The 14,914-nt window shown below is 59.6% G+C and carries 12 protein-coding genes; 8 read left to right on the top strand and 4 right to left on the bottom strand.

All coding sequences use genetic code 11. From position 1 onward, the window contains the following. Positions 1 to 17 precede the first annotated feature (17 nt). Together C5750_RS04590 and C5750_RS04585 are read right to left on the bottom strand one after the other, a co-directional pair. Positions 18 to 2,477: a penicillin-binding protein 1A gene (locus tag C5750_RS04590; protein WP_105732642.1), complete on the bottom strand. Its 2,460-nt coding sequence runs from the start codon at positions 2,475 to 2,477 to the stop codon at positions 18 to 20. Positions 2,478 to 2,766: 289 nt separating this feature from the next. After that, a complete protein-coding gene (locus C5750_RS04585; RefSeq protein ID WP_245420978.1) occupies positions 2,767 to 4,020 on the bottom strand; it encodes an N-acetylmuramoyl-L-alanine amidase in 1,254 nt (417 codons plus the stop codon). A gap of 782 nt (positions 4,021 to 4,802) precedes the next feature. Between C5750_RS04585 and C5750_RS04580 the strand changes: the two genes are divergently transcribed. From C5750_RS04580 to C5750_RS04550, 8 genes are all read left to right on the top strand, one after another. Continuing rightward, positions 4,803 to 7,724 (top strand): Rne/Rng family ribonuclease, encoded by a 2,922-nt coding sequence (locus tag C5750_RS04580; protein WP_105732641.1) that lies wholly within the window; start codon positions 4,803 to 4,805, stop codon positions 7,722 to 7,724. Between the two features lie 196 nt (positions 7,725 to 7,920). Then, positions 7,921 to 9,315 carry a M48 family metalloprotease gene (locus C5750_RS04575; RefSeq protein WP_425350422.1) on the top strand — a complete coding sequence of 465 codons (1,395 nt, stop codon included), beginning with the start codon at positions 7,921 to 7,923 and terminating at the stop codon, positions 9,313 to 9,315. A gap of 52 nt (positions 9,316 to 9,367) precedes the next feature. Next, on the top strand, positions 9,368 to 10,156 hold the full coding sequence (locus tag C5750_RS04570; RefSeq protein ID WP_105732639.1) for a DsbA family protein: 789 nt from the start codon (positions 9,368 to 9,370) through the stop codon (positions 10,154 to 10,156). Between the two features lie 239 nt (positions 10,157 to 10,395). Continuing rightward, positions 10,396 to 10,839 (top strand): type II 3-dehydroquinate dehydratase, encoded by a 444-nt coding sequence (gene aroQ / locus C5750_RS04565; RefSeq protein WP_105732638.1) that lies wholly within the window; start codon positions 10,396 to 10,398, stop codon positions 10,837 to 10,839. A gap of 38 nt (positions 10,840 to 10,877) precedes the next feature. Beyond that, on the top strand, positions 10,878 to 11,354 hold the full coding sequence (gene accB / locus C5750_RS26735; protein ID WP_114949232.1) for an acetyl-CoA carboxylase biotin carboxyl carrier protein: 477 nt from the start codon (positions 10,878 to 10,880) through the stop codon (positions 11,352 to 11,354). 12 nt (positions 11,355 to 11,366) lie between these two features. Further along, positions 11,367 to 12,731, top strand: coding sequence for an acetyl-CoA carboxylase biotin carboxylase subunit (accC, locus tag C5750_RS04560; RefSeq protein WP_114949233.1), 1,365 nt, complete (start codon positions 11,367 to 11,369; stop codon positions 12,729 to 12,731). Continuing rightward, complete coding sequence (aat, locus tag C5750_RS04555; RefSeq protein ID WP_105732637.1) at positions 12,728 to 13,342, top strand: leucyl/phenylalanyl-tRNA--protein transferase; 615 nt, start codon at positions 12,728 to 12,730, stop codon at positions 13,340 to 13,342. Before accC ends, aat begins: the two co-directional genes overlap by 4 nt. Positions 13,343 to 13,501: 159 nt before the next feature. After that, complete coding sequence (locus C5750_RS04550; RefSeq protein ID WP_105732636.1) at positions 13,502 to 13,909, top strand: VOC family protein; 408 nt, start codon at positions 13,502 to 13,504, stop codon at positions 13,907 to 13,909. Between the two features lie 44 nt (positions 13,910 to 13,953). Here the strand turns inward: C5750_RS04550 and C5750_RS04545 are convergent, their stop codons facing one another. Further along, a complete protein-coding gene (locus C5750_RS04545) occupies positions 13,954 to 14,376 on the bottom strand; it encodes a DUF2155 domain-containing protein (protein ID WP_105733111.1) in 423 nt (140 codons plus the stop codon). A gap of 99 nt (positions 14,377 to 14,475) precedes the next feature. Beyond that, positions 14,476 to 14,874 carry an NADH:ubiquinone oxidoreductase subunit NDUFA12 gene (locus tag C5750_RS04540; protein WP_105732635.1) on the bottom strand — a complete coding sequence of 133 codons (399 nt, stop codon included), beginning with the start codon at positions 14,872 to 14,874 and terminating at the stop codon, positions 14,476 to 14,478. Positions 14,875 to 14,914 lie beyond the last annotated feature (40 nt).

The following is a 14,914-nucleotide window of genomic DNA, read 5'->3' as shown; positions in this document are numbered from 1 at the left end:
TTCACCGGTCCCGGCGGTCAGAAAAGTCCGCCGCCGCCGCCCTGAATGACCCTGTTGACGTTCGGGGACTGCACCTCGACAGGCGCGCCTTCGGAGAAGGAATTGGCTCCGATGACGGAATAGCTGTCCGCAGGACCCGTGCCCGGCTTGAAGGCTTCCATGATCACATTGGGCTGGCCTTCGGTGGCGCGCATGCCGGTCTTGCGGTCGATCGCCACAACCGTCATGCCTTCCGGCACGCGGAAATCAACCGAACGCTGGCCCTTCATGGCAGCGTCCATGAAATCCTTGAAGACCGGGGTGGCAAGGCCGCCGCCGGTGCCGCCGTGACCCATCGGCGTCGGGGTGTCATAACCCATATAGAGGCCAACAACGAGGTCCGGCGTGAAGCCGATGAACCAGGCGTCCTTTTCGTCGTTCGTCGTACCGGTCTTGCCGGCGATCGGACGGTTGAGGCTCTTCAGGATGGTTGCCGTACCGCGCTGGATGACGCCTTCCATCATCGACGTGATCTGATAGGCGGTCATCGGATCGAGCACCTGATCGCGGTCGTCGACCAGCTCCGGCTCCGGCTGGTTCTTCCAGTCCTCGGCGGTGCAGTTGTCGCATTTGCGTTCATCGTGCTTGAAGATGGTCTTGCCATACCGGTCCTGCACGCGGTCGATGATCGATGGCGTGATCTTGCGTCCGCCATTGGCGATGATCGAATAGCCCGTCACCATGCGCATGACCGTGGTTTCACCCGATCCGAGCGCCATGGCCAGAACCGGCAGCATCTTGTCATAGATGCCGAAGCGTTCGGCATATTCGGCAACCAGCTTCATGCCCATGTCCTGCGCCAGGCGCACCGTCATCAGGTTGCGCGACTGCTCGATGCCGTAGCGCAGGGTGGACGGACCGGCAAAGTTGCCGCCATAGTTCTTCGGCGCCCAGACGCCGAGACTGCCGCCCTGATCGATCGAGATCGGGCCATCGAGCACCACCGATGCCGGGGTATAGCCATTGTCCAGCGCGGCCGAATAGACGAACGGCTTGAACGACGAACCCGGCTGCCGCATCGCCTGCGTGGCGCGGTTGAATTCCGATTCGGCAAAGGAGAAGCCGCCGACCATCGCCAGCACACGGCCCGTATGCGGGTCCATGGCAACCATTGCGCCTTCGATTCCCGGTATCTGATGCAGGTCGTAGGCCGTATCGCTGCCTTCCTTCTTCTGCACGAACACCACGTCGCCGGGCTTGAACACGCCGTCAAGCGACTTTACCGAGCTGGCTTTGCCGGCCTTGAGCAAACGGAACGCCCATTTGATGTCGGCGGCGGCAATCGTGCCCTTCTTGCGCTCGGCAACCAGACCATTGGCATCGTTGCGCTCGGGCTGCAGACCGATGACAGCCTGGGTTGGCGTCACCTCGAGGATAACCGCGAGCTGCCAGTCCGGAACGTCGGAGAATGCCTTGATCTCGGCCAAAGGAATACCCCAGTCGCCGATGGTGGAAATCGTCTTGTACGGGCCGCGATACCCCTTGGCCTCGTCATATTTGAACAGCCCGTGCTGCAGGGCGGCGCGGGCCTGCACCTGCATCTTCGGGTCGAGCGTCGTCCGCACCGACAACCCGCCCTCGTAGAGCGCGTTTTCACCATACTTGCCGATGATCTGGCGGCGGACTTCTTCCGTGAAATATTCAGAGGCGAACAGGTAGTTGCCAGTATGGCGCGGGGTTACGCCCAGCGGTTCGGTCTTGGCTGTCTTGGCTTCGTCCGTTGTGATGTAGCCGTTCTCGGCCATGCGGTCGATCACCCAGTTGCGGCGTTCGAGCGCCCGCTCCGTCTGGCGGAAAGGATGATAGTTGGACGGTCCCTTGGGCAGCGCAGCCAGATAGGCCGCCTCGGCGATGGTAAGCTCGTTGACCGACTTGTTGTAATAGGTCAGTGCCGCACCGGCGATACCGTAGGAATTCAGACCGAAAAAGATTTCGTTGAGATAGAGTTCGAGAATACGGTCCTTCGAATAGGCCTGCTCGATGCGGAAGGACAGGATTGCCTCCTTCACCTTGCGGCCCATCGTCTGGTCGGACGACAGAAGGAAATTCTTCGCCACCTGCTGGGTGATGGTGGAGGCGCCGACCGGGCGACGCGAGCCCCAGTTCTGCACGTTGACGATGATCGCGCGGGCAAGGCCGCTGATGTCGATGCCGGGATGCTGATAGAAATTCTTGTCTTCCGCCGACACGAATGCCGCCTTCACCCGGTCCGGAATGGCCTGGATCGGCAGATAAAGCCGGCGCTGCCTGGCGAATTCGGCCATCAGCGCTCCATCGGACGCGTGAATGCGCGTCATGACAGGCGGCTCGTACTTGGCCAGAACTTCATAATCAGGCAGGTCTTTGGATACCTTGACCACATAGAGCGCTGCGCCGCCTGCGGCCAGCAACGCGACGACGGTACCGATTCCGAAAAAATATCCGATCAAGCGTATCATTTGTATCCGGAACCCGTTTCATCCATTTGGCATGTCGATAGTCGATGCACGATCTTGGTCAATGCAAATTGCACGCCGGGACGTGGTTTTCCCGGCACTCAACCGGATTACACAACGCCCGGCAATTTCAGTGACGCAATTGAGCGACAAATGTGACAAAGGCAAGGACAACCCGGTTCTGCGCACAATTTAAATACCAATTGTGGAGTTTCGGCAACGCACGCACAAGTATATTAGGCCCGGCAAACTGCGTTGTGGTCAATCGTTGCATGAACGCTGTCGGAAACTGTCAATTCGATGCGCCCGCTGTCTTTTTTCCTGAAAATTCGCCCACGGCTGCAGCAAGCCGCTCAGCCACATGGGTCCGCCATGCCGGGTCAAGCATCAGTTTTGCGTCTTCATCATTCGACAGATAGCCGATTTCAACCAGCACGGACGGCACGTCAGGCGCGCGCAGCACCTGGAATCCGGCAAAGCGATGCGGATTGTTGATCATGTTCACGTCGCCCTTGAGCGCCCGCACCACCCCCTTGGCGAAACTGAGCGAAAATGTATGCGTCTCGCGCCGGGTCAGATCCATGAGAATATCGGCAATCTCCGGCGTCTCGTTGTCAAAGGCGACACCGGCAACCGCATCGGCCTTGTTTTCGCGGTCGGCCATGGCCCGCGATGCGGCATCGGATGCCTTGTCTGAAACCGTATAGACCGTTGCCCCGCGGATGTTGCGCTGGTTGATCGTGTCGGCGTGCACCGAGATGAACAGATCAGCTTCGTATTGCCGGGCAATGCGCACGCGCTCCGTCAGGCGCAGGAATTCATCGCTGTCACGGGTCATCTCGATCCGCAGGCCGGGAATTTTGCGCAGCTGGTCGCGCAGCTCGCGTGCGAACATCAGGGTGACGTCCTTTTCCATGATGCCGCCGGTGCTTTCGGCGCCGCTGTCTATGCCGCCATGCCCTGCATCCACGACGACGGTGAACGGCTTCGGCGCCTTGCCGACTTCTTCTGCCGCCGTACTGGCAAGACGGTCGCCCTTGGCACCAACCTGCGTCGACGCTGTGGTGGCATTCTGGTTTTTGAGCGCTTCGGCAAATTGCCGGTCCGACGAGGCAACGAGATCGGCAACGAGACGATAGCCCGGGCTGTTGTCATTCTTGAGAACATCGATGCGCTCGACACGGAACGGCCCCTTGACCGTGAAGATCAGCCGCGAACGCGCATCGCTGATCATCCCGTAGCGCACATTGTCGATCAGGCCGCGCGGTTCGACCGACTTCTTGTCAAAGGCAAAGACCGTTTTCGGCAGATCGATCACCAGGCGATGCGGCTCGCCCAGCAGCAGCGTCGACACTTCAGGTTCATGGTCGAAATTGATGACGACGCGGGTTCGCAGCTCGTCGCCCGCCGCCTGATAGGTCAGCGCCGCCAGATCATTGGCCGCAAAGACGCCCTGGTTCGACTGCATGACAGCAACCGAAGCCAGAAAGACTGTTACCAAAAACCGGCAGATCACATTCATGTCATTGCAGATGGACGCCGGCATGTGCCGGGCAATCATCCCCTCTGGTGCTATTTCGTATCAGACGGAGCCACATTATATGTGAATGATGAGTAACCCGTCGTGGTTAATTTAGTCTTATTAACCGCCTATCCCCGCTATTCCCCCGCCATCGCGACCGCCACTTCTGTGCCATACCGATGACACGATTATGAAGAAGGCCTTGTCATAACGCGACACACCTCCTAAAAGCAAAGGTGGGTTACTTTCCGCCATCCGGAATCATGCTCGCTATGTCACGGCCATTGGCCGGCTGGCACTGAAGGCAGAGACACGGAGTGGCAGAAGCGAAGCATCGCTGTGGTAACCGGAAAAGAATTTGGCGTGAGCAGACAGGGAATGTCGGCTGCGCTTTGTGTGAACGGCAGATGGCGCAGACAAGGCGCGTCGAGCCAGCCCTTTCGAGGGTGTTACCGCATAACCCCAGAAATCATTTTCGATTTTTGGATAAGGATTATGCGCAATCTTAGGTGTTACTGCGTCTCTGTGCGTCCGAAAAGACGCACGGCGCAGTAACGGGTCGGCAATGCTTCAAAGCATGCCATTCGTAGAGGTCGTTTCGTCAGGAACAGAAATGTTTGATACAGACGTGACTATTACCGGCTTGAACGCCGCGGGTGCTGAAAAGCAACGCCGCGTGATGCCGTGTCTGTCTGTTTCTGCGAACCTTAATATATCCGGCAAATGTGAAAACGCGGCTCCGGCACCCCTTTGGGCGTCCCGGTTGTCCCGCGTTTTGAGCGTTTCAGCCGGGGAGAAGAATTATAATGTCGGACAAAATGCTAATCGACGCCTCCCACCAGGAGGAAACGCGCGTTGTCGTGGTTCGCGGCAACCGGATTGAAGAATTTGACTTTGAGTCGGAACACAAGAAACAGATCAAAGGCAATATCTATCTCGCGCGTGTCACACGTGTAGAACCATCGCTTCAGGCAGCTTTCGTTGAATATGGCGGCAATCGCCATGGCTTTCTCGCCTTCAGCGAAATCCATCCTGACTATTACCAGATTCCAATGGCGGATCGTCAGGCTCTGATCGAGGCGGAAGCCGAGGCAGCCAGCCAGGACGAAGACCACGAGGAAGCAGCCGGTGAACAGCGCGCCCGTGATCGCAATGATCGCGGACAACGCAATCGCCGCCGCAGCCGCCGCGGTACGCGCCAGGGCGACGAATCGGTCAAGCTCGAATCGGCAGATGATGAAAACGCCGCCGCGGATGATGCCGGCGACAGCCATGAATCATCGGAGCAGGCTGCATCGGATGAAAATCCGTCCTCCGAAAACAATGGCGGACAGACGCTCGCTGCCGCCATCGACGCCGATGTTATTTCCGAAGCCGTTATCGTTGATGCCGACGATGCGGTTGACGCTGCCAATGATGCCGCTGAAAAGGCTGACGACGGTGACCACCAGCCGCGCCGGTCGAAACGCCGTTCGCAGGACGACAAGGAAGAGCCGCACGACGAGCTTGACGAAGTCGATTCCATCGGCGCCGAAGATGCCATGGAAGAAGTTCCGACGCATCAACGCTTCCAGCGCCGCCAGTACAACATCCAGGACGTGATCAAGCGCCGGCAGATCCTGCTGGTTCAGGTCGTCAAGGAAGAACGCGGCAACAAGGGCGCAGCCCTGACCACATATCTCTCGCTCGCCGGCCGTTATTCGGTTCTGATGCCGAACACCGCACGCGGCGGCGGCATTTCGCGCAAGATCACCAGCATTCAGGACCGCAAGCGCCTGAAGGATATCGTCAAGGACCTCGAAGTGCCCAAGGGCATGGGTGTGATCCTGCGCACGGCCGGTGCAATGCGCACCAAGCCGGAAGTGAAGCGCGACTACGAATATCTGATGCGCCTGTGGGAAAATGTCCGCAGCCTCACCCTCGCCTCCAGCGCGCCGACCCTCGTCTATGAGGAAGGCAGCCTGATCAAGCGCTCCATCCGCGATCTCTACAACAAGGACATCACGGAAATTCTCGTGGCCGGTGAAAACGGTTATCGCGAGGCCAAGGACTTCATGCGCATGCTCATGCCGAGCCATGCCAAGGTGGTGCAGCCCTATCGCGAGCTGACGCCGATCTTTGCCCGCAACGGCATCGAAGCGCAGCTCGACCGCATGCTGCAACCGCAGGTGACGCTGAAATCCGGCGGTTACATCATCATCAACCAGACGGAAGCGCTGGTTGCAATCGACGTCAACTCCGGGCGGTCAACGCGCGAACATTCGATTGAAGACACGGCCTTGCAGACGAATCTTGAAGCGGCAGATGAAGTCGCGCGCCAGTTGCGGTTGCGCGATCTTGCCGGTCTGATCGTCATCGACTTCATCGACATGGAAGAAAACCGCAACAACCGTGCGGTGGAAAAGCGCCTGAAGGATTGCCTGAAGGACGATCGCGCCCGCATCCAGGTCGGCCGCATTTCGCACTTCGGCCTGCTTGAAATGTCGCGCCAGCGCATCCGCGCCAGCGTGCTGGAAAGCACCACGCAGATCTGCTCGCATTGCGGCGGCACCGGCCATGTGCGCTCCGCCTCCTCCATCGCGCTGCATGTCATGCGCTCGATCGAAGAATACCTGCTGCGCCATTCGCAGAACAACATCATCGTTCGCACCACGGTTGCAACGGCGCTGTATGTGCTCAACCACAAGCGTCAGAACCTTGCCGATCTGGAGGCCCGTTTCGGCCTGACGATCAGCATCGAGGCCGATGACAGCGTGGGTGCGCAGCATTTTGCCATCGACAAGGGCTCCATTGCGGTTGGCCCGGTCGTTCCGCTCAGCGAAACACCGGCGCTTGGCCTTGCCGACGACTTTGACGAGAGCGATCCGGTGATCGAGGAGATCGACGAAGACGCCGACAGCGAAGCCCAGCCGGGTGACGCCGCCCGTTCGGGCGATCACGACGAATCGTCGCGCAAACGCCGGCGCAAGCGGCGGCGGCGCGGCGGCCGTGACCGTCAGGAAGCGGCAGCCGGTGAACCTGGCCAGGCCGTGCGCGGCGACACCGATGGCGACGATGCGGATGTTCCGGCTGTCGAGGGCGAGGATGCCGCGGCAACCAAAGCCCGCGAGGAAGAGAATGAACGCCGCAAGAAGCGCCGGCGCGGCCGTCGCGGCGGACGCAAGAACCGGCGTCCGGAAGATGGCGACGATCAGGAGATCGCAGCCAAATCCGTGCCCGATGCCGAACCGGTCTTCGTAACCATCCCTCTGCCCGATTTCAGCAAGCCGGCGGCTGCGGTTGAAGAGACGGTTGTCGTTGAAAGCACGGTGGTTGAAGCCGTTGCGGATGCGGAACCGGCGGTTGCCGAGGAAGTCCCGGCCAAAAAGCCTTCCCGCCGCAAGCCGCGTGCCAAGGCTGCAGCCGAACCGGTCGCGGAAGCGGCCGTTGAGACTGCGCCCGCCGAAGCTGTAGCCGAAGCACCGGCCAAGCCGAAACGCGCACCGCGCAAGACCGCGAAGAAGGCCGTTGCCGGGGAAACGGTTGCCGAGCCGGCACCAGAGGTCGAAGCGGAAGCACCGGCTGCCGCTCCAGCAGAAATCGAACCGGAACCCGCTGCGCCTGCGCAGGCCGAACCGGCGAAAGCGGACAACAGCACCCCGGTCGTCACCTCGACCACAGCCAAGGACAAGAAGGACGGCGAAGCCGCTCCCAAGCGCGGCTGGTGGCAGAAGAAGGGTTTCTTCTGAGAGCCAGAAACGCGTGGATAACTGAACTGGAGAACCGGCATCTTTGCCGGTTCTTCTTTATCAGGACCCGCCTTTTCCCTAAGCAGGACAGGGTCCAGGCCTCAGATTTGCCGGAATAATCCGCCATCTCACAAAAAAGAGAACACGGTCTGCTTCTCTTTCCTTCAAAGTCCGACTTCGATACGTATAAGCCATGATGACAGTTCGACAGATCATTTCCCGTCAATCGTTCACTGCCATGGCGCGCAGCACGGTCGCGGCCCTCGTTGCGGGCGCTGTCAGCCTGGTCCAGACGGGCATTGCTGCGGCGCAATCCAACCTTCCCATTGTCCGGGATGCCGAAATCGAAGCGCTGGTGACCGACTACGCCACGCCGATCATCAACACGGCGGGCCTTGGCAAGCATGCCATCCGCATCGTTCTCGTCAACAACAGCAGTTTCAATGCGTTTGTGGACGGACGGCGCATTTTCATCAACACCGGCGCCCTGCTGCAGGCCGAGACACCCAATGAGATCATCGGCGTTCTCGCCCATGAAACCGGGCATCTGGCCGGCGGGCACCAGTTCCAGCTGCGCGAGCAGATGTCGCGCGCCAAGACGATGGCGGTCGTTGCCGGGCTGCTTGGCCTTGGCGCCGCCGTTGCGGGCGCAGCGACAAAGCAAAGCGGCGTGGCCCAGGCCGGGACCGGCGTGGCCATGGGCGGCACGGAGATCGCCATGCGCAGCCTGCTCAGCTATCAGCGCACGGAAGAAATGGCGGCTGACCGCTCGGCAATCACCTATCTCGCCAACACCGGACAATCGGCAAAAGGCATGCTGACGACATTCGAGCGTTTCTCCAACGCCCTGTCGCTCAGCGGCACGCGCACCGATCCCTACCGCATCAGCCATCCCATGCCGCGCGAGCGCATCGCCAATCTGGAAACGCTCGCCCGCGCCAGTCCCTATTTCGACAAGGCGGACAGCCCCGCGCTGCAGCAGCGTCACGACCTGATGCGCGGCAAGATCGCCGCCTATACCGGCGGCGGCGCCAGCGTGCTGCAGAACTTCCGCAAGGACCCGAACAATATCGGCGCCCGCTATGGCAGCGCCATTGCCACCTACCTCAACGGCTCGTCACAGGAAGCACTCGGGAAAATCGATGCGCTCATCCGCGAGCAGCCAAAAAATCCCTACTTTCAGGAAATGCGCGGTGAAATCCTCCTGAAGCAGAACAAGGTCATGGAGGCGGCGGCGGCCTACAAGAAGGCCGGTACGCTCGATCCACGCAAATCGAGCCTCATCCGCATGGCCTATGGCCGCGCGCTGATGCTGAGCGGCACGCCCGCCAACCTGAAGGCTTCGATCAAGGAAATCCAGGCCGGGATCGACCGGGACCGCGAATTCCCCGACGGGTATGGCTATCTGGCGCAGGCCTATGGCCAGCTTGGCGACGGGCCGCGTTCGGACCTCGCCGCGGCCGAGGAGAAATACTATTCCGGCAAGATCCAGGACGCGCAAATCTTCGCCATAAGGGCCCAGCGCGCCCTTGCCAAGGGATCACCGGACTGGGTTCGCGCCCAGGACATCATCAATTCCAAGCGCAATTGAGCAGGATCATCCTGCTTTTTGCCGACACCGATACAAACAAGGACATGACGTTATGAAAAAAGTCGCTCTGGTAAGTGCATCCGCAGGCCTCGCGGTCCTGGCTGCACTCGGTTTCAGCCAACAGGCTGTCATGGCACAGACCAGCACGGCTGCAACGCCGCAGCCCGCCATGTCCTCGACCGTCAACCGTGCGGAAGTGGAAGCCATCATCAAGGATTACCTGATCAAAAATCCGGAAGTGCTGCTCGAAGCGCAGGCGGCGCTCAGCGCCAAGCAGGAAGCCTCGCAGCAGCAGGCACAGGGCCAGGTCATCAGCCAGAACCGCGACAAGCTGTTCAACTCGCCGCTCGATGCGGTCTTCGGCAATCCCAAGGGTGATGTCACCGTCGTCGAGTTCTTCGATTACAATTGCGGCTATTGCAAGCGTGCCCTGCCCGACATGGACGCCCTGCTCAAGAGCGACCCGAAGCTGCGCTTCGTGATGAAGGAATTCCCGATCCTCGGGCCTGATTCCACCAAGGCCCACATCGTCGCCAAGGCATTCAAGGCTTTGATGCCGGAAAAATACCTGGAATTCCACCGCGATCTCCTCGGCCGTGACGGCCGCGCCACGGAAGACGCGGCCATGCAGATTGCCGTCAAGCTTGGCGGAAACGAGAAGGCGATCCGCGAGAAGATGAAGTCGCCCGACATCGCCCAGGCCTTCCAGCAGAATTACGATCTCGCCAATGCCCTGAACATCAATGGCACGCCGTCCTACGTCATCGGCAATGAGGTGGTTCCCGGTGCCCTCGGTGCCGATGCGCTGGCGGAAAAAATCAGCCATATTCGCAACAAATAATGCTGCATTCATGCCAATGACTGCGGAAACCATTTGCGGACAGGCAATCGCGTGAATTTCCGGCTGGCGAACACCCGCTTTGTCAGGCAGTTTCGTCCGGTGGATAAACATCGGACCTGCTACCTTCCTTGTGGATTGCTTCGCCATCCGGGAAACACAGCTAGTTCCATTTGGCTATTCATTGCTCTATATGGGACCCGTCATCGGGTTCCGAAACCCGTCAATCTGTCCGGTATGGTATGAAACAGCTGATTTTTGTCCTCAATGGCCCGAACCTGAACATGCTGGGAAAGCGTGAGCCGGGGATCTATGGTGCTTCCACATTGAGCGACATCGAAGCCCTCTGCCGTGCCGAGGCCGAAAAACTTGGCGCCGGGATCGAATTCCGCCAGTCCAATCATGAGGGTGATCTGGTCTCGTGGATTCAGGAGGCAGGCGAGAAAAACGCCGCTGTTCTGATCAATCCGGCCGCCTATACGCATACGTCAATCGCATTGCATGATGCCATTCGCGCGGCTGCCGTCACGCTGGTGGAAGTTCATCTGTCCAATATTCACGCGCGCGAGTCATTCCGCCATCACTCCTACGTTTCCCCTTTGGCCAAAGGGGTGATATGTGGCTTCGGAGTGGATGGCTATGTGATGGGCTTGCGCGCACTCGTCAAAGCAGCGGCACCGCAATAACAAGGGTTGCCGAACAGAAATAAGGGGCTTGAAAAAGCATGGCTAGCAGAAACACCGGGATCGACAAGGTCATGATCCGTGATCTCGCAGAAATTCTGAACGAGACGGATCTCACCGACATCGAGATCGAACAGGGCGATCTGCGTATCCGCGTATCGCGGCAGATCACGATGCAGGCGGCGGCACCGCAGGCTGTCTATGCGCAGGCGCCCGCCGCCATTGCCGCTCCCGCCGCAGGCGCTGCGCCCGCCGAGGCGGCCAAGCCGGCCGGTGATACCTCAAAGAATGCAGTGCCCTCGCCGATGGTCGGCACCGCCTACCTCTCGCCGGCACCCGGCGCCCGCGCCTTCATCGAGGTTGGCTCGAAGGTCAAGGAAGGCCAGACGCTGATGATCATCGAGGCCATGAAGACGATGAACCAGATTCCATCGCCGCGCGCCGGCACAGTCACGGCCATTCTCATCGAGGACAGCCAGCCGGTCGAGTACGGCGAATTGCTAGTTGTGATCGAATAAATCGAGAGCGTGATGTTTCAGAAAATTCTCATAGCCAACCGCGGCGAAATTGCCCTGCGCGTCCTGCGCGCCTGCAAGGAGCTCGGCATTCAGACTGTCGCGGTCCATTCGACCGCCGACGCCGACGCCATGCATGTCCGCCTGGCGGATGAAAGCGTCTGCATTGGACCGCCCCCTTCGCGCGAAAGCTATCTGAATATTCACCAGATCGTTGCCGCCTGCGAAATCACCGGTGCCGATGCCATTCACCCCGGCTACGGCTTCCTCTCGGAAAACGCAAAATTCGCGGAAATCCTCGAAGCGCATGGCATCACCTTCATCGGCCCCACCGCGGCGCATATCCGCATCATGGGCGACAAGATCGAAGCCAAGCGCACGGCCAAACGCCTCGGCATTCCGGTCGTCCCCGGTTCCGACGGCGGCGTGACCGATGACAAGGAAGCCGCGCGCATTGCTGCCGAGATCGGCTATCCCGTCATCATCAAGGCTTCGGCCGGTGGCGGCGGACGCGGCATGAAGGTGGCGCTGAGCGAAGACGAGCTTTCCGTTGCCCTGTCGACGGCCCGTTCGGAAGCCGGTGCAGCCTTCGGCGACGACGCGGTCTACATCGAAAAATACCTGCAGAAGCCGCGCCACATCGAAGTTCAGGTGATGGGCGACGGCATGGGCAAGGCCGTGCATCTGGGCGAACGCGACTGCTCGCTGCAGCGCCGCCACCAGAAGGTCTGGGAGGAAGCCAATTCCCCGGCGCTCAATGCGGATGCGCGCGACCGCATCGGCATGATCTGCGCCAACGCCATGGCCGATATGGGCTATCGCGGCGCCGGTACGATCGAATTCCTCTACGAGAACGGCGAGTTCTATTTCATCGAGATGAACACCCGTCTGCAGGTGGAGCATCCGGTCACCGAAGCCATCACCGGCATCGATCTCGTGCACGAGCAGATCCGTGTTGCTTCCGGCGGCGGTCTCTCCGTCACCCAGGACGACATCCGCTTCCTTGGCCATGCCATCGAGTGCCGCATCAATGCGGAAGATCCCCGCACCTTTGCGCCCTCGCCCGGCAAGATCACCCACTACCACACACCCGGCGGGCTCGGCATCCGCGTCGATTCCGGAGTCTACACCGGCTACAAGATTCCGCCCTATTACGACAGCCTCATCGGCAAGCTGATCGTGCATGGCCGCAACCGCGTGGAATGCCTGATGCGTCTGCGCCGGGCACTGGATGAATTCGTGGTGGATGGCATCAAGACGACGCTGCCGCTGTTTCAGGACCTGATCAACAATCCTGATATCGCCAATGGCGATTACGATATCCATTGGCTCGAAAAATATCTGGCCGGCGATCCCGCGACCGCCGAAGAAGAGGCATGACGGGCAAGGACCCGGCAGAGAGCTTCAAAATCGACCCCGAGTTGCTGCTGCGCGCCTATGCAACCGGGGTCTTTCCCATGGCCGAAGAGGCCGACAACCCGGAAATCTTCTGGGTTCGTCCGGAACGGCGCGGCATCATTCCCTTCGAGAATTTTCACGTTTCGCACAGCCTGCGCAAAACCATCCGCCAGGGCCGCTTTGCCATCCGTTTCGATACGGACTTTGCCGGTGTGATCGACGGCTGCGCCAGCGGCAGCGGCGAGCGTGCGCGCACCTGGATCAATCAGCCCATCCGCGAAGCCTATGGCAAGCTCTTTGCCCTTGGCCATTGCCATACGGTCGAGGCGTGGCAGGAGGACCGGCTTGTCGGCGGCCTCTACGGCATCTCGCTGGGATCGGCCTTCTTCGGCGAAAGCATGTTCTCGCGCCAGCGCGATGCCTCAAAAGTCTGTCTTGTTCACCTCGTCAGCCATTTGATCGAAAAGGGTTTTACCCTGCTCGACACCCAGTTCACCACCACCCATCTGGAAAGCTTCGGCGCCGTTGAAGTTCCCCGTCGGCAGTACCAGAAGATGCTCGACAATGCCCTGGCACAGTCAGCAGAGTTCTGAAACGTCATAGTCCTCGCGTGAATCTGTAGTATTGTGCCCTTGGCCGTGCTGTCGACGGGAGCAGACCGGCCGAATAATTTTCTGATGAACAGTGTCGGGTTGCAATCTTTCCATACGTCCTTGGACGGGAAGAGCCCAATCCATGCGAGGAGAACTGTTATGAAAATCAATGCTTATCTCAGTTTCAACGGACAATGCGAAGAAGCATTCAAATTCTACGAGAAGGTCCTGAACGGCAAGATCGAATACATGGCCCGTTTCGCTGACATGCCCGAAGGCGCTCAAATGGTCGGATCGGAGCATCTGATCATCCATGCCCACATGACCGTCGGCGAAAACGAACTGATGGGGGCCGACGCACCGCCGTCCTATTTCGAAAAGCCGCAGGGCATGCACGTTTCCCTGCATGTCGATAGCGCTGCCGAGGCCGACAGGATTTTTGCCGCGTTGAGCGATGGCGGCAACGTTACCATGCCAATAGGCGAGACTTCCTGGGCCACACGCTTTGCCATGCTCGTAGACCGGTTTGGCACGCCCTGGATCATCAACCACGCCAAGCCGATGTAATTGGGCGGGATAGCCAGATCCCGGTGCTCCAGTGCCGGGATCGATCAGCTTTTGGCTGGTGCGGGAACATCCGAGGACTGTTTACAGCCTTTGAGCCAGACGTCATACACGGGATGCTCGACGGCATTGAGACCGGGGCTGTCGGCAAACATCCAGCCGGAGAAAATCTTGCGGATCTTACGGTCGAGGGTAATCTCGTCCACTTCGACAAATGTATCGGTTTTCGGCGTTTCCGTATCCGGACGCGTATAGCATACGCGCGGCGTCAGCTGCAGCGCGCCGAACTGAACCGTCTCATCGATATAGACGTCAAACGAGGTGATTCGTCCGGTGATCTTGTCGAGCCCGGAAAAAACAGCGATCGGATTGGAAATCTTGTCGTCGGCGGCATGTGCCGGTGCGCAAAGGCCGGCGGCCATCAGACCGGCTGCGAGAAGACGGGCTTTGCTCTGGAACAGAAAGGACATGCTGGGACGGATCATTTCAATTCCGGCTGTGTTCAGGCTGACGGGACGGTTTCATACCAGCCCGTCGATAATCGCCAATTGTGGCAGAAGAAAATCCGCTCAGGATCCCGGTGTCCACGCATCGTAATCGCCCGTCACAACAGGACGATTGTCGCCATGGGCAATGGAACCCTTCGGACGGTAGGCGGCAGCGGAACCCGTCAGGTTCGGCTGATGGGTCTTTTCCCAAGCATGCGCCTTGTAGTTTTCACGCGATGGCGGTGTTTCGGCGCGATGATGAATCCAGCCGTGCCAGCCAGCAGGAATGGCCGACGCTTCCGCATAGCCCTTGTAGATCACCCAGCGGCGCGTGCGGCCTTCGGAGTCCTGCGTGCCTTCATAATAGACATTGCCGAACTCGTCCTCACCGACTTTCGTACCCTTGCGCCAGGTAAAGACGCGTGTACCGATCGTCTGACTGTTCCACCAGGTGAAAAACTGTAAAAGGAAGGTCTTCATTGCAATCCTGCTTCGAACTCTGTCGTTCAACTCTTCGGGT

Origin of the sequence: Phyllobacterium myrsinacearum (assembly GCF_002980555.1) — a bacterium.
Classification (GTDB): Bacteria; Pseudomonadota; Alphaproteobacteria; order Rhizobiales; family Rhizobiaceae; genus Phyllobacterium; species Phyllobacterium myrsinacearum.
Note: the sequence above shows the minus strand (reverse complement) of the source record. Positions and strands in the feature narration are given on the sequence as shown.

Bases quoted from the DNA above. Each gene is read 5' to 3' on its own strand.
- C5750_RS04590 (WP_105732642.1), bottom strand. From the start codon at position 2,477: ATGATACGCTTGATCGGATATTTTTTCGGAATCGGTACCGTCGTCGCG.
- C5750_RS04585 (WP_245420978.1), bottom strand. From the start codon at position 4,020: ATGCCGGCGTCCATCTGCAATGACATGAATGTGATCTGCCGGTTTTTG.
- C5750_RS04580 (WP_105732641.1), top strand. From the start codon at position 4,803: ATGTCGGACAAAATGCTAATCGACGCCTCCCACCAGGAGGAAACGCGC.
- C5750_RS04575 (WP_425350422.1), top strand. From the start codon at position 7,921: ATGACAGTTCGACAGATCATTTCCCGTCAATCGTTCACTGCCATGGCG.
- C5750_RS04570 (WP_105732639.1), top strand. From the start codon at position 9,368: ATGAAAAAAGTCGCTCTGGTAAGTGCATCCGCAGGCCTCGCGGTCCTG.
- aroQ (WP_105732638.1), top strand. From the start codon at position 10,396: ATGAAACAGCTGATTTTTGTCCTCAATGGCCCGAACCTGAACATGCTG.
- accB (WP_114949232.1), top strand. From the start codon at position 10,878: ATGGCTAGCAGAAACACCGGGATCGACAAGGTCATGATCCGTGATCTC.
- accC (WP_114949233.1), top strand. From the start codon at position 11,367: ATGTTTCAGAAAATTCTCATAGCCAACCGCGGCGAAATTGCCCTGCGC.
- aat (WP_105732637.1), top strand. From the start codon at position 12,728: ATGACGGGCAAGGACCCGGCAGAGAGCTTCAAAATCGACCCCGAGTTG.
- C5750_RS04550 (WP_105732636.1), top strand. From the start codon at position 13,502: ATGAAAATCAATGCTTATCTCAGTTTCAACGGACAATGCGAAGAAGCA.
- C5750_RS04545 (WP_105733111.1), bottom strand. From the start codon at position 14,376: ATGTCCTTTCTGTTCCAGAGCAAAGCCCGTCTTCTCGCAGCCGGTCTG.
- C5750_RS04540 (WP_105732635.1), bottom strand. From the start codon at position 14,874: ATGAAGACCTTCCTTTTACAGTTTTTCACCTGGTGGAACAGTCAGACG.